This is a genomic window from Mycolicibacterium sp. XJ1819, from assembly GCF_053483675.1.
The window spans coordinates 65,718-85,277 of record NZ_JBEFST010000024.1 but is presented as its reverse complement, the minus strand read 5'-3'; the positions used below and the strand labels follow the sequence as shown (position 1 = coordinate 85,277).

Below are 19,560 nucleotides of genomic sequence, written 5' to 3'. Positions count from 1 at the left end.
CGAGGGGGACTCCAGGCCCGAAGCCCTGCGCTGTCTCAAACGCCGTCTGGCCCGCGTCGTCTTCAACCACCTCCTCACCGACCACAACAACCGCCAAAAGCCTCGCCAACTGGCGGCGGCTTGACATAGGAGAAACTCATGACCGACGACCTGCGGCCCGGACCCGAATCACCGCCGACCGACGAACTGCGCAGCGCAGAGAAGTCGTTGGCAGTCCTGCAGCACGTGTTGCACGGTGTCGCCGCCGACGATCTGGCCAAGCAGACCCCGTGCCGGGAGTTCGACGTGGCCTCGCTGACCGACCACCTGTTGAACTCGATCACCACGATCGGCGGGATGGCCGGCGCCGAGTTTGCCGATCGAAACCCCGACGACCCCGTCGAGCACCAAGTCGTGGTGGCGGCGCGCAGCGCACTGGACGCCTGGCATCGCCGCGGGTTGGACGGAACGGTGCGCTTCGCGGGCAACGACGTGCCGGCCAAGGTGATGGTCGGCATCCTGTCGATCGAATTCCTGGTGCACGCTTGGGATTACGCCTCGGCGGTCGGGCGCGACGTGACTGCGCCCGACTCACTGAGCGACTACGTACTGAGCTTGACGCACAGGATCATCACGCCGCAGGGCCGCGGCACCGCCGGCTTCGACGCACCCGTCGAGGTGCCCGCCGACGCGACGCCACTCGACCGGTTGCTCGCGTTCACCGGCCGGAGGCCGGCCTAGACGCGCTCGAGATAGAAATACAGGTGCCGGTCGGTCCCGGACCGGGAGTCCAGGGCGCCCTTGCCGTTCATGATGCCCAGCACCGCGTTGTCGTCGATGACCTTGAAATGGTCGTGCACGGGCTTGGCGTCGTAGACCATGGTGGCCGTCACCTCGCCGCGGAACTCCTCCAACCACAGGGTGGCCTCACCGCCCATCGCCTCGGTGTTGGAGAACTTGTTGCCGTCGGCGTCCAGGCACACCAGCGGCTTGGCGTCGGTGGCCGAGTTGAAGGTCTTACCGAACCAGTTGAGCCGCTTGAGGAAACCGTTGGCGCGGTGCCCGGTGTTGAACTCGCCGCCTGCCCACTCGCCGATCATGAATGCGATGGTGGCCGGGCGTAGCCTCGCCCAGAAGTCGTCGAGTTCGGCGTCGTCGATCTGCTCGGTGCGCTCCTTGAACTCGGCGAACTTCTTGCGTGCCTCGGTCATGAATCTCCTGTCCAGCGTCGGGCGAACTCGAGGAACGCCTCGTTCTCGTGCGGGGCCGCGACGGTGACGCGCACCCCGTCCTCCCCGTAAGGACGCACGATAATCCGGCTGTCCGCGGCCGCTCGCGTGTACTCCTGTGCGCGGCCCGGCAGGGGCAGCCAGACGAAGTTGGCTTGTGAGCGGGGCACCGGATAGCCCGCGTCGCGAAGGGCCTCGGTCACCCGGGTGCGCTCGGCGACGACGGCGTCGGTGCGGGCCAACAGCTCGTCGGCCGCGTCCAGCGAGGCGATGGCGGCGGCCTGCGACACGCTGGTCGCGGTGAACGGAACGTAGACCTTGCCCAGCGCGGTGATGATGTCCGGATCGCCGACCGCGTAGCCGACCCGCAGCCCGGCAAGGCCGTATGCCTTCGAAAAAGTCCTCAGCACAATCACGTTCGGATGAGCCCGGACCAGGCCGAAACTGTCCGGAAGCAGGTCGTCGCGGATGTACTCGACGTAGGCCTCGTCGATGGCGATCAGGATGTCCGACGGCACGGCCGCGACGAACCGGGCCAGGTCGTCGGGGTCGACGACGGTGCTGGTCGGGTTGTTCGGATTGCAGACGAAGATCAACCGGGTGCGGTCGGTGATCGCGGCGAGCATCGCGTCCAGATCGTGGGTGTGGTCGGACAGCGGCACCTGGACCCCGGTGGCGCCCGCGGTGCGCACCTGCAGCGGGTAGATCTCGAAGCTGCGCCAGCCGTAGAGCACCTCGTCGCCGACGGTGGAGGTGATCTGGATCAACTGTTGGCACAGGCTCACCGATCCGCAGCCCACCGAGATGTGCTCGGGGGAGAAGCCGACGTGCTCGCCCAGGCGTTCCCTGAGTGCGACGTATCCGTTGTCCGGATAGCGGTTGATGGTGTCGGTGGCCTTCTCGATTGCGGCGCGCACGCTGGGCAGCGGCCCGTGCACGGTCTCGTTGCTGGCGATCTTGATCGCGCCGGGCACCGTCTTGCCGGGGGTGTAGGCCGGAAGGTCGGCCAACTCGGGGCGCAGACGGGCAGTCACCCGGTCAGTCTATGGGGCGGTCACCTGCGCTTTGCCCCCCACCGGGACCGATGTGTACGCTGTCGGATCGGCGGTAAACGTCAGGAGGCGTGCCAGAGCGGCCGAATGGGGCTCACTGCTAATGAGTTGTCCGCCTCAAAGCGGACCGGAGGTTCAAATCCTCTCGCCTCCGCCACACAATTGAACACAAGCGCCCGTAGCTCAACGGATAGAGCATCTGACTACGGATCAGAAGGTTAGGGGTTCGAATCCCTTCGGGCGCGCTCTTCGTCAGACACCGCCCGCCTACCATCGACGGATGGCCGAGGTGAGATCGCGCTCGCGGGTGAGTTCCTGGTTGTACGCGCTACGGACCACCAACCCGCCGCCGGACGGGCCGGTCGACTTCGTCACCCGTTGGCTGGTGGTCACCCGCGCCGCGGTGTTGCCGATGACCCTGTTCGCGGGCCTGGTCGCGGCGCTGCTCGCGGTCGGCGAGCCGGGTCTGGACTGGCGGTGGCTCACCCTGGCCATCGTCGGGATCGTGCTGGCGCACATCGCCAACAACCTGATGAACGACCTCTACGACACCAGCACCGGCCTGGACGAGGCCACCTATCCGCGGGCGCTGTACGCCCCGCACCCGGTGCTGTCCGGACTGGTCAGCAAGCGCACCCTGGTGCTGTCGATCCTCGCGGTGAACGTCGCCGACCTCGCGATCCTGGTCGTGCTCACCTGGGCGCGCGGCTGGCCGGTGCTGGCATTCGGGCTGGCCGGCTTCGTGCTCAGCGTCGCCTACACCGCGCCGCCCCTGCGTCTGAAGAAACGCGGTCTCGGTGAACCCGACGTGCTGATCGTGTGGGGCCCGCTGATGGTCTGCGGAACCTACTACTCGGCTGTCGGCTCCGTCGGATGGGACATCGTGCTGGCCGCCATCCCCTACGGCCTGCTGTGCACCACCGTGTTGATGGGCAAGCACATCGACAAGATCCCCTACGACGAACCCCGCGGCATCCGCACCCTGCCCGTCATGCTCGGCGCCACCCGCGCCCGCAGCACCACCCTCGCGATGCTCGTGGGCTTCTACGTTCTGGTCGCCGTCGCGGTGGCACTCGGCGCGATGCCGTGGCCGGCGCTGCTGGTCCTGCTCGCCCTGCCCCGTCTGGTCAAGCTGTGGCCATACTTCCGGCGCCCGCCGCCCGACGAGCCGCCGCCCAACTTCCCGGTGTGGCCGCTGTGGTACGCCGCGCTGGCATGGGTGCACGTGCGGTTGGCCGGTGCGCTGCTGGTCGTCGGCCTCGCGATCGGCGCCGTGCTTCGCGTCGTCTAGCTTGGAGGCGTGCGGCTCCTGCTGATCGCAGATACTCATGTTCCCAAGCGGGCCCGCGATCTGCCCGAGACCGTGTGGGACGAAGTGTCGAAGACCGACGTCGTGCTGCACGCCGGCGACTGGGTGGCGGCTTCGCTGCTCGACAAGCTCGAGAAACGGGCCAAGCATCTGGTGGCGTGCTGGGGTAACAACGACGGCGCCGAATTGCGCCGTCGGCTGCCCGAACGCGTCGACGTCACCCTCGGCGGGCTGCGCTTCACCGTCGTGCACGAGACCGGCGCCGCGACCGGCCGCGAAGCGCGGATGGCAAAGCAGTACCCCGACACCGATGTGCTGGTGTTCGGCCACAGCCACATCCCGTGGGACACCACCGCGAAAACCGGGCTGCGCCTGCTGAACCCGGGCTCACCCACCGATCGTCGGCGCCAACCGTTCTGCACCTACATGACCGCAAACGTCGCCAACGGGGCGCTGTCCGATGTGCTGGTGCACCCGCTCGAGCGTCATGCGTGACCGGCCCGCCCGCGTCGCTGACGTCCACGACATCGCCGCGGGCATGCCGCACACCACCCGAATCGAAGGGCCGAAGGGTAACGCGATCTACCAGGTCGGCGGCAAGTCGTTCGTGTTCTTCCGCACCCCGCAGCCCGACGCCGAGGATCCGCAGACCGGTGAACGCTACCCCGACGTGATCATGATCTGGGTGGAGTCGGAGGCCGACAAGCTGGCGTTGGTCCAGGACCCGAACTCACCGTTCTTCACCACCGACCGCTTCGACGGGCATCTGTCGGTTCTGGTGCGCGCCAGCCGATTAGGCGAGATCGGCCGTGTCGAGCTGACCGAACTCATCCAGGACGCCTGGTTGTCGCGCGCATCCAACCGGCGCGCCGAACGCTGGCTGGCGGAACACGGGGGATAGGGAGGGTCAGCGGGTCACGCTGGCGTGCTCGGCGCCGCAGATGAACACCGCCATCCGCGCGGGGGTGTCACCGGGGTTGCGCCAGCGGTGCCGGGTGCCGTTCTGTACGACGGTGTCGCCCGGCCGCAGCGTCACCTCGGCGCCGTCGTCGAGTTCGAGGACGACGGTGCCCTCCAACACCACCTCGAAGTCGATCGTGTCGGTGGTGTGCATGCCGGGATCCGAGGGATCCATGTACCCGAGCATCCCGGGCAGCAGGTCCTCGATCTCGGCGAGCGCCTTCTCCATGTCCACCGCCCGGGCTTCGGAGGAACCGCCCGACGGCGGCAGCGTGAGCATCGCGAAGCGAAAGCCACCGATGGGCGGAAAGTAACTGTGCCACTGCGGCATCGAGCCGTCGTCGGGAAACTCTGGCGCCGTGTCGCTGCCCCACAACTGATGGAACTCGGCGCCAGGCATCAACGCCGGGCGAGCGGGCTGCACTGTGTCGTCGCTGACGAATACCGACTTTCCTGCGGCGTCGTGTCCGGTGACCACTCGGCGTATGTCCATTGGTGCAGTGAACCATCCACCGGATGCATATTGTGTCGACATGGAACAGAAACCGCCGACCGCGGTCATCGTAGTGGAAGCTGATCCCGACATCGAGGACGATGACCGTCCGGCTCTGGCTCGCATAGCCATGGCACGCTGGCCTCACTCATGACCGATCGCATAACTGTCTCAACCAGTACCGCACCAAAGTTGATGCATTCGGTTTGGCAAACCGTGGCGTAGCGTCGCCCGGACTAGCATCGCTAGATAAACGCGCCATTGGTATTCGGACCAGCCCAGGCCCAGCGCAGGATCCAATCTCGCTACTACAGAGCTAGGCGGAACTGCGGCCTAATCTAAAACTAATGGTATAAGGTATTTACGTCAACGCACAGGTGTGCCTACTGTGTTCGGAGATCTCGCTCCTGTGGCGTCGGTGCGGTGTTCCCGCGGTCGTCATGTACGCGGCTCGGAGTCGAATGCCGAAACTGTCGGGTCGGCCGAGAGCGGGCACCGTCGCAGACGACCTGGGGCTGGTTTTGGAACGCGACGGCTCGATGTGAGTGTGATGACCCGCCCCCATTTCGAAGGGAGACGTTGTGACCTGGGCATCGGTGGAAATGCCATTGAATGGCCTGAGAATCGTCGACATCACTTCGGGGGAGGATGCTCAGACCACGCGCTTGCTGGCAGACCTCGGCGCCGACGTCGTCAAGGTTGAACCGCCCGAAGGATCACCTGAGCGCCTCAGTCTCCCGTCGATCAACGGCAACACTGTCGGCTTCGCGTTGCACAACGCGAATAAGCGCAGTGTCATATTCGATCCTGTATGCGAGGACGATCGGCAGCGTTTCCTCGCATTGGTTGCCGACGCCGACATCGTCGTTGATAGCGGAAAACGCGACCAGTCCACTCTATTTGGGCTGTCTGGCATGGAGCTGTCGGATCGGTTCGAACACCTCGTCGTGATGTCGATGACCGACTTCGGCCAAGACGGGCCTCGCGCGGATTGGTTGGCCGATGATCCTGTGCTGGTGGCGATGTCTTCGGTGCTCTCGCGATCCGGGGCGCCCGGCGGGCCACCGATCTTGCCGCCGAACGGTCTTGCCTCATCCACCGCTGCCGCTCAAGCGGCTTGGGCAGTGCTCGTCGCGTATTACCAACGGTTGCGGACCGGCCGGGGCGACTACATCGACTTCTCACGCTACGAGGCGGTTCTTCAAGCACTCGATCCGCCGTTCGGCGCCCAGGGGCAAGCCGCTGCGGCGCGCGGACTCAGCACGGCCCGCCGCGGCCGACCTAATAACCAGGATGCCTACCCAATCTTTTCCTGCCGCGACGGCTGGGTCAGGATCTGCATCCTCGCGCCACGACAGTGGCGCGCGATGCGCTCCTGGCTGGGAGAGCCGACGGAGTTTCAGGACCCCAAATACGACAGCATCAGCGCTCGCGCGATCGACTTCCCTCGGCTTCGGATACTGATCGCTGAACTGTTCGCCTCGCAGCCGGGAGAAGAATTAGTCGCCCAGGGTGCCTCACGGGGAGTGCCTGTGGCGGCGATTCTTGCACCGGCGGACGTCGCGTCATGTGAGCATTTCATTTCCGTATCAGCGTGGACCGATGTCGATATGGCCGACGGCACGACCATCACCGTCCCCGACGGATGCACGGTCATCGACGGCACCCGCGCCGGCGTTCGTTGGCTGGCGCCGCAGCCCGGAAATGCTGCGTCCACATGGACAGAACGGCCGCGAGCGATGCTTTCCGCAGACCAACCGTCGCGACCGCTGAGCGGTCTGACAGTGCTCGACCTAGGCGTCATCGTCGCCGGTGGTGAACTGGGCCGACTATTTGCCGATATGGGCGCAGAAGTCATCAAGATCGAAAGCCCGACGTACCCTGACGGGCTGCGGCAGGCGCGGCCGGGCCAGATGATGAGTGAATCGTTTGCGTGGACGCACCGTAATCAATTGTCACTTGGGTTGGACATGCGAGCCAAGGGCGGAGGCGACGTGTTCAGCCGGCTGGTGAGCCAGGCTGACATGATCTTCGCCAACTTCAAACCGGGAACGCTGACTTCCCTTGGCTTTTCGTTTGAGGCGCTGCAGCAAATCAATCCGTGCGTCATCCTGACTGAGAGCAGCGCATATGGCGACGTTGGTCCCTGGAGCACCCGGCTCGGATATGGACCGCTGGTGCGCGCATCTACCGGCATAACCCAGCTGTGGGCCACGGAAGACCCCGCCGACCCGGACTCGCAATACCCGTTCTCCGACGCGGTCACCGTCTACCCGGATCACGTCGTCGCTCGCCTGGCAGCGATTGCAACGTTGGCCGTATTGATCCGACGCCGCAGCACCAGCCGCGGCGCACACATCCACATATCGCAAGCCGAGACCGCGATCAGTCAACTCGGTGTGCTCTACGCGACGGCTTGGGCTCGCAACGCAGGAACCGCGGTTGTCGAAGACCTCACTTTGCGCGGTGTCTATCCATGTGCTGGGGATGACGAATGGTGCGTCGTGACGATCGCTTCCGACGATGACTGGAACACGGTGACGACAGCACTCGGCGCGTGCGAGCTTGCGGAGGAACCGCACTTCGCCTCGATGTCGGATCGCTGGCAGCACCAGACCCGGATGAAGGCGTTGCTGGCTGATTTCACAGGGCGATTCGACGCCACTGCCCTGGCGGATTCGCTGCAACGCGGAGGCGTGGCGGCTGCGCCCATGCTGCGCGGAACCGACATCCTCGATGAGCCACAGGTACGTGCCCGCCGCCTCTATTCCGAGATGACGCATCCGCTGTTCGACGTAGCCCTGCCGACCGAAACCGGTCCGGCAAAGTACCGCCACATACGGCCGGTCGATCTGCGCCCCGCCCCGCTGCTCGGGGAGAACACCGTTGAGGTGTGTCAGCGACGGCTCGACATGGATAGCTCAGAACTGGACCGTCTGATCTCTGACGGCGTGCTTTTCGCCGCGAAACGGCCCACCCCCACCGACGAGGAACAGCCGGCATGACTCAATCGCCCACAGCTGCTGACACCGCTCGACTCTTCATCGGCGGGGCTTTCCGTCCCGCCTTGAAGACAATCCCAGTGACCGAGGCCGCTACCGGACAACTCCTCGCCGACGGCCCGTGCGCAACCGAATCTGACATCGACGACGCAGTCGCCGCGGCCCACGAGCGTCCGGCCGAACAGTGGAGGACCGCCCCGCCGGCAGAACGTGCCGCGGCACTCAACCGCTTCGCCGCAGCATTGCGCTCGCGCGCTGCGGATACCGCCACGCTGGTCTGCCGTGAGAACGGCATGCCGATCACCCTGTCGCGACCGGTAAACGGCGTTTTCCCGGGTGCGCTCGTTGCCTACTACGCAAAGATGATCAAGGAGTGGAATCCCGAGGAAATCCGGTCGGCACTGGTGGGCCACACCATTGTGCGCCGCGAACCGGTGGGCGTGGTCGGAGCGATCACACCGTGGAACTATCCACAGTCCATCGCGATCATGAAGATCGCCCCCGCGCTGGCCGCCGGCTGCCCCGTCGTGCTCAAAGCCGCCCCCGAGACCGCACTGGACGCGCTCATCTTCGCCGAAGCCGCGGCGGACGCAGAACTACCGGCGGGCGTACTGAACATTGTGCCTGGCGATGCAGCGGCGGGGGCGCATCTGGTCACCCACCCGGGCATCGACAAAGTCGCTTTTACCGGATCCACGAATGCCGGCAGGCTGATTGGCGCCGAATGCGGCCGGTTGATCAAACCGGTCACCCTCGAACTCGGCGGGAAGTCCGCAGCCGTGGTCCTCGACGACGCCGACCTCGAAGCGACGATCGCGGGCCTGCGCACGGTCTCGTTCGCGAACAACGGCCAAACCTGTCATCTCAGCGCACGCATCCTTGTCCCGCATTTGCGATACGCTGAATTCATCGGTGCGATAGGTGATTTAGCAAACGGTATGAAGGTCGGGGATCCTCTCCACGACGACACTGAGATCGGACCACTAGTTAGCGCACGCCAGCGCGACACGGTGCTGGAGTACATCGAGATTGGGCGTGAATCAGAGGCGCGCCTGATCGCCGGCGGATCGGTTCCCTCCGATCAGCCGCGCGGATGGTTCGTCGCGCCCACCGTCTTCGCCGACGTCGACAACCAGAATCGCCTTGCCAGGGAAGAGATCTTCGGGCCTGTCGTGACGATCACCCCATACGGCGACGAAGCCGAGGCGATCCAACTCGCCAACGACACGGAATTCGGTCTCGCTGGCACCGTCTGGTCACAGAATGATGCTCGCGCCCGCGACGTCGCACGGGCCATGCACACCGGCTCGGTCGGAATCAATCACTACCAACTCGACATCCGATCACCCTTCGGCGGAGTCAAATCCAGTGGGTTGGGACGCGAACTCGGCCCCGAGGGTCTCCAGGCCTACCGAATCACCAAGTCGATGTACTGCGCCGGCCCGATCGCGCGATAGGCGGTTCGTCACCGACCACGCTGCGTCCTGTTCACCTCTGCGCGAGGCCGACCGCGTCCGGTGCGGTGAACCACATCCCGGAGGGGTCGATACCGTAATGGTCCACGATGTGCGTCGGCATGGCCCGCGGCGGCGAATTCTCAAGCAGGCCTTTGGCTGGGCGGCCGTCCAGGGTGAAACCGGCCAGGGCGTGCACGCAGAACTTGCCGTGAAGGAATGGATAGATGCCCTCCGGACCTTGTGTCCGGCCGGTGAGCCTGAACACCCGACCGTCCTCGTCCCGTAGTTCGGCGTCACAGGCACTCGGCGTCAGCCAGTCGTCGCGGATTGAGTAGCCGGTCGAGTACTCGTTGTCGAGCTTGCGCAGCCGGCCGTCCCGCGCGGCGTAGCCGATGATGTTTCGCGTTTGGCCGTCGGCCGCCAGAACGGGGAAGGCCTGCACGAAGTTGTTTTGGTCCGCGCAGGCGAAAATCCACTTCGAGGCTGGGAAGTGGTTCTTTCGCTCACCCCAGCTGTGGTCCATGTAACCGAAGGCGTCGATCTCGACAACGCCCCGGTCGCTTTCCACGCTGCCGACGGCACGACCGATGGAGTTGTAGTGTCCTCGGGCGAAGCCCACCGTTCCCACGGCTGAATGAACCGAGATCGGCCAGAAGAACGGCGTCCACTCGACCGCCAGCTGATATGTGGGGTGGGTCGCCCGGATGCGGTAGCGCCGCATCGGCTCGATCACCTCGAATTGCAGCCGGTCGACCTGACAGTCGTTGACGGGTGCATCGGGGATCGATCTGCCCGCGACGAAGCTCCGGTCCAACAGGTCGAGCGGTTCCGCCGAGGTGAACAGGTACGCGTTTGCTTGCCCGAGGTTGGGGTGGATTCCGATGCGGTAATAGCCCAGGACGCCGGAGCCCGGATCGCAGATGGTGAAGAGGCTGCTTTCCTGAAACCACACAGATTCGGTGGGCGGGTGGTTGACGTGGTCTTCAGTCGGGGCCGCTTGGAAGTCTGCGCTGATATCCAGGCTCATGGTGACAGCTCCTCGAGTCTGTTCCGGTCCTCGGTGGTGATGATGGGCGCCAAGGCGTCGGTGGCACCACCCCGGCCGTAGGGATCGCGCAGTACCGCCTCCACCAAGCGGGTCATGCGGGCAGGTTTGGGATCCTCGACACCCGGGTTATGGGCACTGCGCACGATCGTCGCGACCGCTGCGCGCACGAGAACCAGCACCCGGTAGTAGCAGATGCTGTCGTAGTCGATTCGGAGCCCGGAGACCCGCGCATATCGGGCATACCATTCGACGAGATCGTCGTCTTTTCGCAGGAAGCACTTGCGGAACCAGATCCAGGCCAGATCGTCCATCGGGTCGCCTACGTGACTGGCCTCCCAATCGATCAGTCCGGTGATCTCGGTGTCGAGATGCAGGAAGTTGCCGGGCCCGGTATCGCCCTGCAGCAACGCCGTGCGCTGCACATGTGCCGGGATGTATTGGTGGAGCCAGTCAAACGCCCGCCGCAGGACAGGTTCGCCGGATCCGAAAATTTCGAAGGAGCGCTGGTGGTGTCGCAGGTCCAAGAGAGCGTGTTCGGCGACGGTGGTCGGCTGTTCCAGTTCGGTGCCGAGCACGGCAGGATCGATCTCATGGAGTTCGACGATGGCGGCGATGAAGTTGTCGATCGTCCGCGCACGGGCAACGTCGTCGACGAACTCGAACGCCGCGGTGCCGGGCAGCCGTGTGATGAGGATCGTGTTGCCGTCCTCGGAAACCGCCGCGACGTCCGGCGTTGGGACGGCACTACCCTGCAGTGCGGTGAGGATGGCGGCTTCCCGGCGGAGGGTGAACGCGGTGCCTGTGAACGTGCCACGGCCGGTCTCCTGGCGCGCGACGTATTCGACGCTGTCACCTGTGCTGTTGCGTCCGGACACGATCCAGATGTTGCGGGAACGGCCGATCGGTTCTGGACGACTGAACCGCAGGTCTTCGAGATCGGTGACCTCGAAAATCCACTGCCGCAGGGCGGGTGAGGCCTCGTGGGCGGTGAGTTGATGGTGCACGTCAGCCCTTCTCTTCTCAGCGGACCCGGGGGAACTGTTCGGCGAGGTGCAGGTACTGGGTCCGGATCGCGACTTTCGAGATCTTGCCGGTGGCCAGCCGGGGCAGCGGTTCCTGCGCTAACACGACGTAGCGGGGAACCTTGTAATCCGCCAAGGCCTTTGCGCACTCCGCGATGATCACCGTCTCGGTCACCCCGTCCCTCGCGTGCACGATGGCGGCGGGGGTTTCGCCGAACTTCGGGTCGGGGGCGGCGATGACCGCGCACTCCACGACGCCGTCGATCGCACCCACCACCTGCTCCAGCTCGACGGGCGAGACGTTGATGCCGCCCGTGATGATGACGTCCTTCATCCGGTCCACGAAGGTGATGCGGCCCTGTTCGTCGACGGTGCCCAGGTCGCCGGTGTGCAACCAGCCATCCCGGAACGTCTCGTCGTCGATTTCGGACGCGTCCCAGTAGCCGGGCGCGACGCAGGGGCCGCGTACCACCAGCTCACCGGTCTCGCCTACCGCCGCGTCGGTTCCGTCGGCCCGGACGACTTTGACGTCGGTGAACACGTTTCCGATCCCGCAGCTGTCCGGGTGCTCGCGGAACTCGTGGGCCAGGGTGGCGGTGGCCGTGCCGCCCGCCTCGGTCATGCCGTAGATCTGGCGAAGCGCTACCTCCTTCTCGGCCCACCGCTGTAGCAGCGGCACGGGCACCGGTGCTCCGCCGACGATGGCCGTCCTGATCGACGACAGGTCGGCCGCGGCGAATTCCGGGGTCGATGCCATCTGCTGGTACAGCAACGGCACCCCGAAGAGGGCCTCAACGCGGTGTTCCTCGATCAGCCGAACTGCCCGGGATGGCACCAGCTCGCGCTCAATGACCAGGGTCCCTCCCAGCACGGTGGACATCAGTACGCCGAAGATCAGCCCGGGCAGGAACGCGAGTTGCACCAGAACGATCGAGGTTGATCCACTGTGGAACCCCTCCTCCACCAGTGATGCCTCGAACACGATGTTCAGCAGGCTGCGGTTGGTGAACACGACACCCTTCGACCGCCCGGTCGACCCGCTGGTGAAGATGATCGCCGTGGGCTCGTGCTCTTCCCGGTCGACCCGGAAGGTGCTCACCCCGCCATCGCGGAGTTCCTCGATGGTGTGGAAGGACACCAAGTTCAGCGGTGCACCCATGTCGCTGGTCTCGGTGACGATCTCGGTCAGCGTATCGTCCGCGATCACAACCGCGGCACCGGCGTCGTCCAGTACTTTGCGAAGCTCGGTGGGCGTGAAGCGGTTGTTCAACGGGACCAGAACCGCGCCGGCCTTCATCACCCCGAGGGCCGCGACGGGCCATACCGGGCTGTTGCGGCCGATGAGGCCGACCCGGTCGCCAGTGACGACGCCGCTGCTGCGCAGATCTTCGGCAATGCGGCTCGACCAGTGTTCGACGGTAGCCCAATCCAGGGTGGTGTCATCGAACACGAACGCCGGGGTGGTGGGTTTGGTCCGCGCCCACCACGACAGGGCGGACCCGATCGTCGCACTCATCGACGACGTTCCCGACCCTCGGCGACAACAAGCGCGCCGCCATCGAAAGCTACCGACATAGCTACCGACATTAGGTAATGCGGGGCGTGACAGCGGGTGCCGCGCGAGATTCGGGTCATGGCGTAGCGGTCCGCGTGGAAGCGCTGCGGGCATCGACGGCGTCAGCTGTCATGTCCGACGGGGCAGGACCGTCTCCGAGTGGCCGGAGGCCGCTTTGTCCGTCACCGAGCCGGTCACCGATGTAGGTGTGGAAGAAATGCAGCGGAGCCTCGTTTCGACCGACGATGGTGTCGGTGAAGGAATGGTTATCGACGCCCTTCTGCACTCGTCGGGCCACCCCCCAGTCCTCGGTGTATCCGACTTGGAGGAACCGCTGCCAGTTCTCCTCGACGTAGGAGTCGTGTTCCTCCTCGGAGGCGAACATATCGGGGCCAGTCAGGATGCGGATGTGCGTGAGGGAACGCTGAGGGTCCCCTGACGGGTGCGGTTCGATGGTCCAGACCTCGAAGTGCCTGCTTTGAAATACCAGGAAGGTATTCGGCAGGAGTAGGTAATTGGGGAACAGGTATTTCGACGGGTTGTCGGCCACGGTGTCGAGGTCGGCCGAGACGATGCTTCGTTTGCTCATCACCAGCCGGGCCGCGGCCGCCGAGAAGGTGTCGAAGACATACACGTTGTTGTTGATGTATCGCCCGACTGTCTCCGGGTGCACGAACTCCGGGTGGTACGGGTCGAGGATCCCGTCCGCGACGACCTTCCAGTTCATCGCCTCATCGAAGGTCTCGTGCCGCACAAGGCGCCATTCGGCGAGCCGGTGTGCATCGAACTCAGCGTCGAGCGCACCCAGCCGCTCGCCGAGGTCGGGCATCTGCCCGCCCGGTGACGGCACCGCCCAGATGAAGCCGTGCCGCTCCGCCACGGGGTAATCCACCAACCCCCACATGCGTTTCTCCATCGGGACGAAGCTGTCGAAATGGTGTGGGACACGCGAGAGTCGACCGTCCTGTCCGTACCGCCAGCCGTGGTAAGGGCAGACGAACGTGTTGGCGACACCGCAGCCGCCGTCCTCGACGAGTTGGGCGCCCCGGTGCCTACAGGCGTTACCCATCGCCCTGACGCTTCCGTCCGGCTGACGCACCAACAGCAACCGGACTCCCAGGAGGGTGACCGCCAGGTAGCTACCGGGGCTCGCAAGGTCGGAGCTCCGCGCAGCAAGCACCGGCTCCCGGCGCAGCAGCTCGGTCAGCTCGCGCTGGCCCCGCTCTGCATCCGTGTAGTGGTCGACAGGAACAAGCCACAGGTCGTCAAGGTAGGTCGTCGTCTTGTCGAGGACGAGCTGACGAAGCCGACGAAGCAGATCGAGCTCGGTCTCCGGACGCATCATTACCTCAATCATCACTGAAGGTAGCGCTCGACCCGCATTTTCCGGGGCGGCCACACCGATTTTATCTAATGGCTTTCGTTATACGTGGGACGTGGGGACGGCGTCAAGCGCTCGCGCAGCACGGGGCCCATCGCCACCAAGTGTGCGAGAATCTAACGGGAGATGGTTGAGAACATCGGAATCAGCACGGGCCAAGGAGGATCGGGATGGCACGGCCAAGCAAGCCGCTGATCAGCCGCGAGGCGACGGTCAAGGCGGCCCTCGCCCTGATCGATGCGGAGGGTCTTGACGCGCTGAGCCTCCCTCGACTGGCGCGGGAGCTCCACGTGAAGGCACCCTCGCTCTACTACCACTTCAGCGACAAGGACGAGGTTCTCGCGGCCGTGGCCCGGGCGGTCGTTGCCAAGACGGTTGTCCCTCGCAAACCTGCGCAGCCCGACTGGTTTCCGTGGTTCACGCAACTTGCGATGAACGTCCGCGAAGCGGTGCTCCGGCACCGCCAGGCAGCGCCGATCCTTCTGCGCCACATGCCACGTGAACTGCTCACCGACATCTACGAGGATGCCGCGGTGTACCTGGTCGAGTGCGGAGTGCCGATGCCGCTTCTCGCCCAGATCCTCGACGGCCTGGAGAAACTCACCCTGGGATCGGCCATCGCCGAGGCGATGGACTCCGTCTCGCGCTGGCGGTTCCGCTTCGAACACGCCGATCCGGGACGCCACCCCGTTCTCACCGCCGCCAGCGACGCCAACCGTCTGACGTCGAAGCAGATCTTCGAGAGAACGGTCCGCAGTTACCTGCTCGGCGTCGCGTCGTTGGGCTTCATCTCCCCCGTTGCTGCTCAGGACGCCCGGGCTGTCCCGGGTGCCTGACCCGCAGCCTCGGACTGGGCGACGCTTCGAGAGGCGGGCGTCCGTCGACCAGCGCACGTGTTGACGTTGGCGAACACGCGTCTATCGGTCCAAATTCGGTGGAGTGTCGCCGCTTTGGGGCCCTTCCCTAGACAGATTTACCTAAAGGCCATAGGCTCGCGGGGCACCCACGATGACGCGCCGGTGGTGATCGCCGACCGGCCCGGCCGTCCGGATGGAAGGAGCTCTGGCATGGGTCGACTCGAGGGCAAGGTCGCGTTCATCACCGGGGCCGCCCGCGGACAGGGCCGCTCGCACGCCGTCCGATTCGCGGAGGAGGGCGCCTCGATCGTCGCGATCGACATCTGCCAGCAGATCCCGACCGTCTTCTACCCGATGGCTACCGCCGATGACCTCGACGAGACCGTCGCTCTGGTCGAGTCTCTCGGTGCTCGCATCGTGGCGAAGGTGGCCGATGTGCGGGACCGCGCGGCATTGCAGGCGGCTTACGCGGCGGGGATCCGGGAGTTCGGACACATTGACACGGTGCTGCCCAACGCCGGAATCATGCCGGTGATCAACGAGGGCGAACAGCGACAGGCATGGTTCGACGTGATCGACACCATGCTGACTGGCGTGTGGCAGACCGTGGAGGTCTGCTTGCCCGCGATGATCGAACGGGGGCAAGGCGGATCCATCCTGATTACCAGCTCGGCGGCCGGCCTGTCGAGCATCGGGCTCAATACGGCGCCGGGCACGGCCGCGTACTCGGCCGCCAAGCATGGCGTCGTCGGGCTGATGCGGCTGTATGCCTCGCAGCTGGCGAAGCACTCGATCCGAGTGAACACGGTGCATCCGACGGGGGTGAACACGCCGATGATCGTCAACGAGCCGTACGGAGCATTCTGCGAGGAGTTCCCTGAGATCGCGGGAAGCCCGAACTACCAGAATCCGATGCCGGTCGAGCTTGTCGAACCGGTCGATGTGAGCAACGCGCTCGTCTATCTCGCTTCGGACGAGGCTCGATACGTCACCGGTGTGACGTTTCCGGTCGACGCCGGCTACCTCAACCGCTAAGGACTGCCGTGGATCTTCGTGGCGAACTATTGATCGATGGCGTGTGGCGCACACCTGTGTCCGCGGTCCGCATTCCGGTTGTGTCGCCCAGCACCGGCGAGGTGATCGGGCAGGCGCCGGACGCTGACGCGGAGGATGTCGACCGTGCGGTTCAGGCGGCGCGCCGTTCGCTTCACCTGGGCGAATGGCGAAACGCATCAGTCGATGAGCGGGCGGCAGTGCTCGATCGCGCCCTCGACCTGCTCATGCCCCGCAGCGCCGAGATCGCTGCGCTCGTCACCTCGGAAATGGGCCTGCCGATCACGTACGCGGGTGTCCAGATTCCCGGGGCGCTGGGGGTGGGGAGATACTTCCTCGACACCGCGCAGAGAATTCCCGCCACCGAGGTACTGCGCACATCGTGCGGCCCGGCGGCGGTGCTGAGGGAGCCGGTGGGGGTCGTCGCTTCGATCGCGCCGTGGAACGGCCCGTTCAACATGGCCGTGGCAAAGATCTGGCCCGCTCTCGTGGCCGGATGCAGCATGGTTTTCAAGCCCGCGCCTGAAACACCGTTGGACGGATACCTTTTGGCTGAGGCGCTCGTCGACGCGGGGCTTCCGCGCGGGGTGTTCAACTACGTCACCGGAGACGCTGACGCCGGGCGAGCGCTGGTCGCACATCCCGACGTGGACAAGGTGAGCTTCACGGGCTCGACCGCGGTCGGCCGTGAGATCGGACGGCACTGCGCGACGAGGTTCGCACGGGTACAGCTGGAACTTGGTGGCAAGTCCGCGGCGATCGTGCTTGACGACGCCGATCTCGAAACGACGATGACGGGCCTGGCCACCGGATCGTTCTTCAATACGGGCCAGGTGTGTGCTTCCTACAGCCGGGTGCTTGTCCCCCGCGGCCGATACGACGAGATCGTCGGTGCACTAGTGGCCACGGCGGAATCGTTTGTGGTGGGCGACCCTTTCGACCCGCAGACGACCATGGGTCCGCTCGTGTCGACGCGCCAGCGCGAGCGGGTGCTCGGCTACCTCGAGATCGGCCGGAGTGAGGGCGCGACGCTGGCGACCGGCGGCCAGATCCCGGACGGGTTCGAGCGGGGAGCGTTCATTCAGCCCGCGGTGTTCGTCGGCGTGCACGGTGGGATGCGCATCGCTCAGGAGGAAATCTTCGGTCCGGTGGCGTGCGTGCTGTGCTATGACACCGTGGACGAAGCGGTCGCGATCGCGAACGATTCAGACTATGGGTTGCATGGCGCCGTATTCACCACCGACCCGGGCCGCGCCGCCGAGGTCGCCCACCGGGTTCGGACCGGGACATTCAGCGTCAATTCCTTCACATACAACCCTGAGGCGCCATTCGGTGGGGTGAAGAGCTCTGGCATCGGTCGCGATACCGGCCCCCAGGCGGTCGAGTCGTACTACGAGCTCAAGACGGTCAACCTCACCGAGGACACGATTGCGCCATTCCTATGACCGCCAATGCGTCCCGCGTCGGCTGCGTGTACTCAACGACCGTTGGTACAGCATGAGAGCGAGTCGCCGATACGATCAAAGCTGGCCTGCTGCCGGGTATTCCAGGATTAAACTATGTATGTTAGTTTTATCTCGCGGTGGACGGCACACTCGTCGTCGTTTGTCGTGTTGCGCGTGACCGCCGACCGAACAGGAGCGACCCATGGGGACCACGATGGCTGATCTCGACCCGGACCTCGTCGTGGATTTCGACGTCTATGACCCCTCGGTCACCATGCCGATCGACCGAATGCAGGAGACGACCGCCGCGCTGGCCGAAATCGGACCGTTGGTGTGGTCGACCGCGCACGGCGGACACTGGCTCGTCACCTCGTACGAGCTTGTGCACACCATCCTGCGCGACCCCGAGACGTTCTCCAGCTACCCAACCAACCTGGTCAACTCGAGCCAGGGCAGGCTTCTCCCAATCGATTTGGACCCACCGGAGCACACATCGTTCCGACGGGCTCTGCAGCCGCTGTTCAACCCGAGCCGGATGAAGGCGCTCGAGCCGCAAATCCGCGAGATCGTCGTCGAGCTTATCACCTCCTTTCAGGCGGACGGTCGGGTGGAGTTCGTCGAGCGGTTCGCCCACGAGTTGCCGACCCGCGTGTTCCTGGCGCTGATGGGCTGGCCGCTGGAGCACGCACACCGCTTCACCGAAGCCACCGAGATCGCGTTGAACGGGCGACCGGGAGACACACCCGAACAGGCGGTGGAATCGCGCACCGAAGCCGTCTTCGGCATGTTCGGCTACTTCATGAACGTCATCGCCGAGCGTCGGGCCGCGATGCAGTCCGGTGACGCCTCATCCGCCGACGTCACGAACGCGATTATCAGTACAGAGGTCCTCGACGCCGATAGCGTCGAGCGGCCGCTCACCGACGACGAGCTTGCCCGGATGTTCTTCCTACTGCTCATGGCGGGTCTGCACACGACCCAGGGCTCACTGTGCTGGATGATGCTGCACCTGTCGCAGAACCCCGAGGAACGCGGCCGGATCATCAGCGATCCGACAGCCATCCCCGTCGCGGTCGAGGAGGTCCTCCGCTATGAAGCCGCAATCTCGATGGGTCGCCGGGCCCTGCGCGACGTCGAGATCGGTGGCGTGCGGGTGCGGGAGGGAGACCAGCTGCTCATGTTGTTGTGCGCGGCGAACCGGGACGCGGCGGAGTTCGCCGAACCGAACCGACTGGACGTCACGCGAACTCCCAACCGGCACCTCGCGTTCGGGTCCGGGCCGCATCGCTGCCTGGGGTCGCACCTGGCCCGACAGATGCTGACTACGGCGTGCGAGGAGTTGCACGCGCGGATTCGCGACTACCGGCTGGACCCACAGGACCCGCCGGTTGTGGTGCCCAGCCAGGTGCGGGGATTCGCGCGAATGCCGTTGCTGTTCACGCCCGTTGCCGCGGGCTGACCCGCGCCGAACGAAAGGAGCGGGAATGTTTCAGCGACTCACGGTGGACCGTCGGTACTGCGCCGGGCACGGGCTCTGCTATGGCACCGCCCCGGATCTCGTCGGGTCCGACGAGCAAGGAGATCCGGTCATTCTGGTCGATCCGGTGCCGGTGAGCCGGCTCGACGTGGCCCGCCGGATCGTCGAGCTGTGCCCGGAACGGGCGCTGGCCCTGGAACCTGTGCAACCGAGCTGATCCAGGCTTCGCAGCGGGCTGGCG

The 19,560-nt window shown here is 65.3% G+C and carries 18 protein-coding genes, 2 tRNA genes and 1 pseudogene; 14 read left to right on the top strand and 7 right to left on the bottom strand.

The genetic code is table 11. The features are described 5' to 3' along the window. Both ABQE89_RS23365 and ABQE89_RS23360 read left to right on the top strand, forming a co-directional pair. Positions 1-124 (top strand): annotated as a pseudogene (locus tag ABQE89_RS23365) (IS110 family transposase); the annotation flags it as partial. A 14-nt stretch (positions 125-138) separates the two neighbouring features. Next, positions 139-720, top strand: coding sequence for a TIGR03086 family metal-binding protein (locus ABQE89_RS23360; RefSeq protein ID WP_448421072.1), 582 nt, complete (start codon positions 139-141; stop codon positions 718-720). Here the strand turns inward: ABQE89_RS23360 and ABQE89_RS23355 are convergent. Both ABQE89_RS23355 and hisC read right to left on the bottom strand, forming a co-directional pair. Next, complete coding sequence (locus ABQE89_RS23355; protein ID WP_448421070.1) at positions 717-1,190, bottom strand: DUF4334 domain-containing protein; 474 nt, start codon at positions 1,188-1,190, stop codon at positions 717-719. The genes ABQE89_RS23360 and ABQE89_RS23355 overlap by 4 nt on opposite strands. Then, positions 1,187-2,242: a histidinol-phosphate transaminase gene (gene hisC / locus ABQE89_RS23350; RefSeq protein WP_448421068.1), complete on the bottom strand. Its 1,056-nt coding sequence runs from the start codon at positions 2,240-2,242 to the stop codon at positions 1,187-1,189. Before hisC ends, ABQE89_RS23355 begins: the two co-directional genes overlap by 4 nt. Positions 2,243-2,325: 83 nt before the next feature. Here hisC and ABQE89_RS23345 point away from each other — a divergent pair. The 5 genes from ABQE89_RS23345 to ABQE89_RS23325 all read left to right on the top strand — a co-directional run bounded on the left by ABQE89_RS23345 (position 2,326) and on the right by ABQE89_RS23325 (position 4,470). Then, positions 2,326-2,417, top strand: a tRNA-Ser gene (locus ABQE89_RS23345). A gap of 15 nt (positions 2,418-2,432) precedes the next feature. After that, positions 2,433-2,505 (top strand) — tRNA-Arg (locus ABQE89_RS23340). Positions 2,506-2,540: 35 nt separating this feature from the next. Then, positions 2,541-3,551, top strand: coding sequence for a prenyltransferase (locus tag ABQE89_RS23335; protein ID WP_448421066.1), 1,011 nt, complete (start codon positions 2,541-2,543; stop codon positions 3,549-3,551). 9 nt (positions 3,552-3,560) lie between these two features. Continuing rightward, positions 3,561-4,064 carry a metallophosphoesterase family protein gene (locus tag ABQE89_RS23330; RefSeq protein ID WP_448421064.1) on the top strand — a complete coding sequence of 168 codons (504 nt, stop codon included), beginning with the start codon at positions 3,561-3,563 and terminating at the stop codon, positions 4,062-4,064. Beyond that, positions 4,057-4,470 (top strand): MmcQ/YjbR family DNA-binding protein, encoded by a 414-nt coding sequence (locus tag ABQE89_RS23325; RefSeq protein WP_069405172.1) that lies wholly within the window; start codon positions 4,057-4,059, stop codon positions 4,468-4,470. Before ABQE89_RS23330 ends, ABQE89_RS23325 begins: the two co-directional genes overlap by 8 nt. A gap of 6 nt (positions 4,471-4,476) precedes the next feature. Here ABQE89_RS23325 and ABQE89_RS23320 read toward each other — a convergent pair whose 3' ends face one another. Then, positions 4,477-5,022 (bottom strand): cupin domain-containing protein, encoded by a 546-nt coding sequence (locus ABQE89_RS23320; RefSeq protein WP_448421062.1) that lies wholly within the window; start codon positions 5,020-5,022, stop codon positions 4,477-4,479. 602 nt (positions 5,023-5,624) lie between these two features. On the opposite strand from ABQE89_RS23320, the gene ABQE89_RS23315 reads away from it, so the two are divergent. Together ABQE89_RS23315 and ABQE89_RS23310 are read left to right on the top strand one after the other, a co-directional pair. Continuing rightward, complete coding sequence (locus tag ABQE89_RS23315) at positions 5,625-8,027, top strand: CaiB/BaiF CoA-transferase family protein (protein WP_069405176.1); 2,403 nt, start codon at positions 5,625-5,627, stop codon at positions 8,025-8,027. After that, entirely contained in the window at positions 8,024-9,481 is a 1,458-nt protein-coding gene (locus tag ABQE89_RS23310) for an aldehyde dehydrogenase (RefSeq protein ID WP_069405171.1), read from the top strand. The genes ABQE89_RS23315 and ABQE89_RS23310 overlap by 4 nt, the downstream gene beginning before the upstream one ends. Positions 9,482-9,512: 31 nt before the next feature. Here ABQE89_RS23310 and ABQE89_RS23305 read toward each other — a convergent pair whose 3' ends face one another. From ABQE89_RS23305 to ABQE89_RS23290, 4 genes are all read right to left on the bottom strand, one after another. Then, entirely contained in the window at positions 9,513-10,508 is a 996-nt protein-coding gene (locus tag ABQE89_RS23305) for a DUF7064 domain-containing protein (protein WP_448421060.1), read from the bottom strand. Further along, positions 10,505-11,533 (bottom strand): phosphotransferase family protein, encoded by a 1,029-nt coding sequence (locus tag ABQE89_RS23300; RefSeq protein ID WP_448421058.1) that lies wholly within the window; start codon positions 11,531-11,533, stop codon positions 10,505-10,507. Before ABQE89_RS23300 ends, ABQE89_RS23305 begins: the two co-directional genes overlap by 4 nt. A gap of 16 nt (positions 11,534-11,549) precedes the next feature. After that, positions 11,550-13,067 carry a class I adenylate-forming enzyme family protein gene (locus ABQE89_RS23295; RefSeq protein ID WP_448421056.1) on the bottom strand — a complete coding sequence of 506 codons (1,518 nt, stop codon included), beginning with the start codon at positions 13,065-13,067 and terminating at the stop codon, positions 11,550-11,552. Positions 13,068-13,182: 115 nt separating this feature from the next. Further along, positions 13,183-14,463, bottom strand: a complete 1,281-nt coding sequence (locus ABQE89_RS23290; RefSeq protein WP_069405167.1) for an aromatic ring-hydroxylating oxygenase subunit alpha — start codon at positions 14,461-14,463, stop codon at positions 13,183-13,185. A gap of 194 nt (positions 14,464-14,657) precedes the next feature. On the opposite strand from ABQE89_RS23290, the gene ABQE89_RS23285 reads away from it, so the two are divergent. The 5 genes from ABQE89_RS23285 (at position 14,658) to ABQE89_RS23265 (ending at position 19,536) form a co-directional block, all read left to right on the top strand. Continuing rightward, positions 14,658-15,323 carry a TetR/AcrR family transcriptional regulator gene (locus ABQE89_RS23285; protein WP_069405166.1) on the top strand — a complete coding sequence of 222 codons (666 nt, stop codon included), beginning with the start codon at positions 14,658-14,660 and terminating at the stop codon, positions 15,321-15,323. Positions 15,324-15,554: 231 nt separating this feature from the next. Next, positions 15,555-16,379 carry a mycofactocin-coupled SDR family oxidoreductase gene (locus tag ABQE89_RS23280; protein ID WP_069405165.1) on the top strand — a complete coding sequence of 275 codons (825 nt, stop codon included), beginning with the start codon at positions 15,555-15,557 and terminating at the stop codon, positions 16,377-16,379. An 8-nt stretch (positions 16,380-16,387) separates the two neighbouring features. Further along, entirely contained in the window at positions 16,388-17,842 is a 1,455-nt protein-coding gene (locus ABQE89_RS23275) for an aldehyde dehydrogenase (RefSeq protein ID WP_069405164.1), read from the top strand. 202 nt (positions 17,843-18,044) lie between these two features. Then, the gene (locus tag ABQE89_RS23270) at positions 18,045-19,301 is read left to right on the top strand and encodes a cytochrome P450 (RefSeq protein ID WP_069405163.1); all 1,257 of its coding nucleotides are present in this window, start codon (positions 18,045-18,047) and stop codon (positions 19,299-19,301) included. Positions 19,302-19,326: 25 nt separating this feature from the next. Then, entirely contained in the window at positions 19,327-19,536 is a 210-nt protein-coding gene (locus ABQE89_RS23265; RefSeq protein ID WP_069405162.1) for a ferredoxin, read from the top strand. The last annotated feature ends 24 nt before the right edge of the window (positions 19,537-19,560 follow it).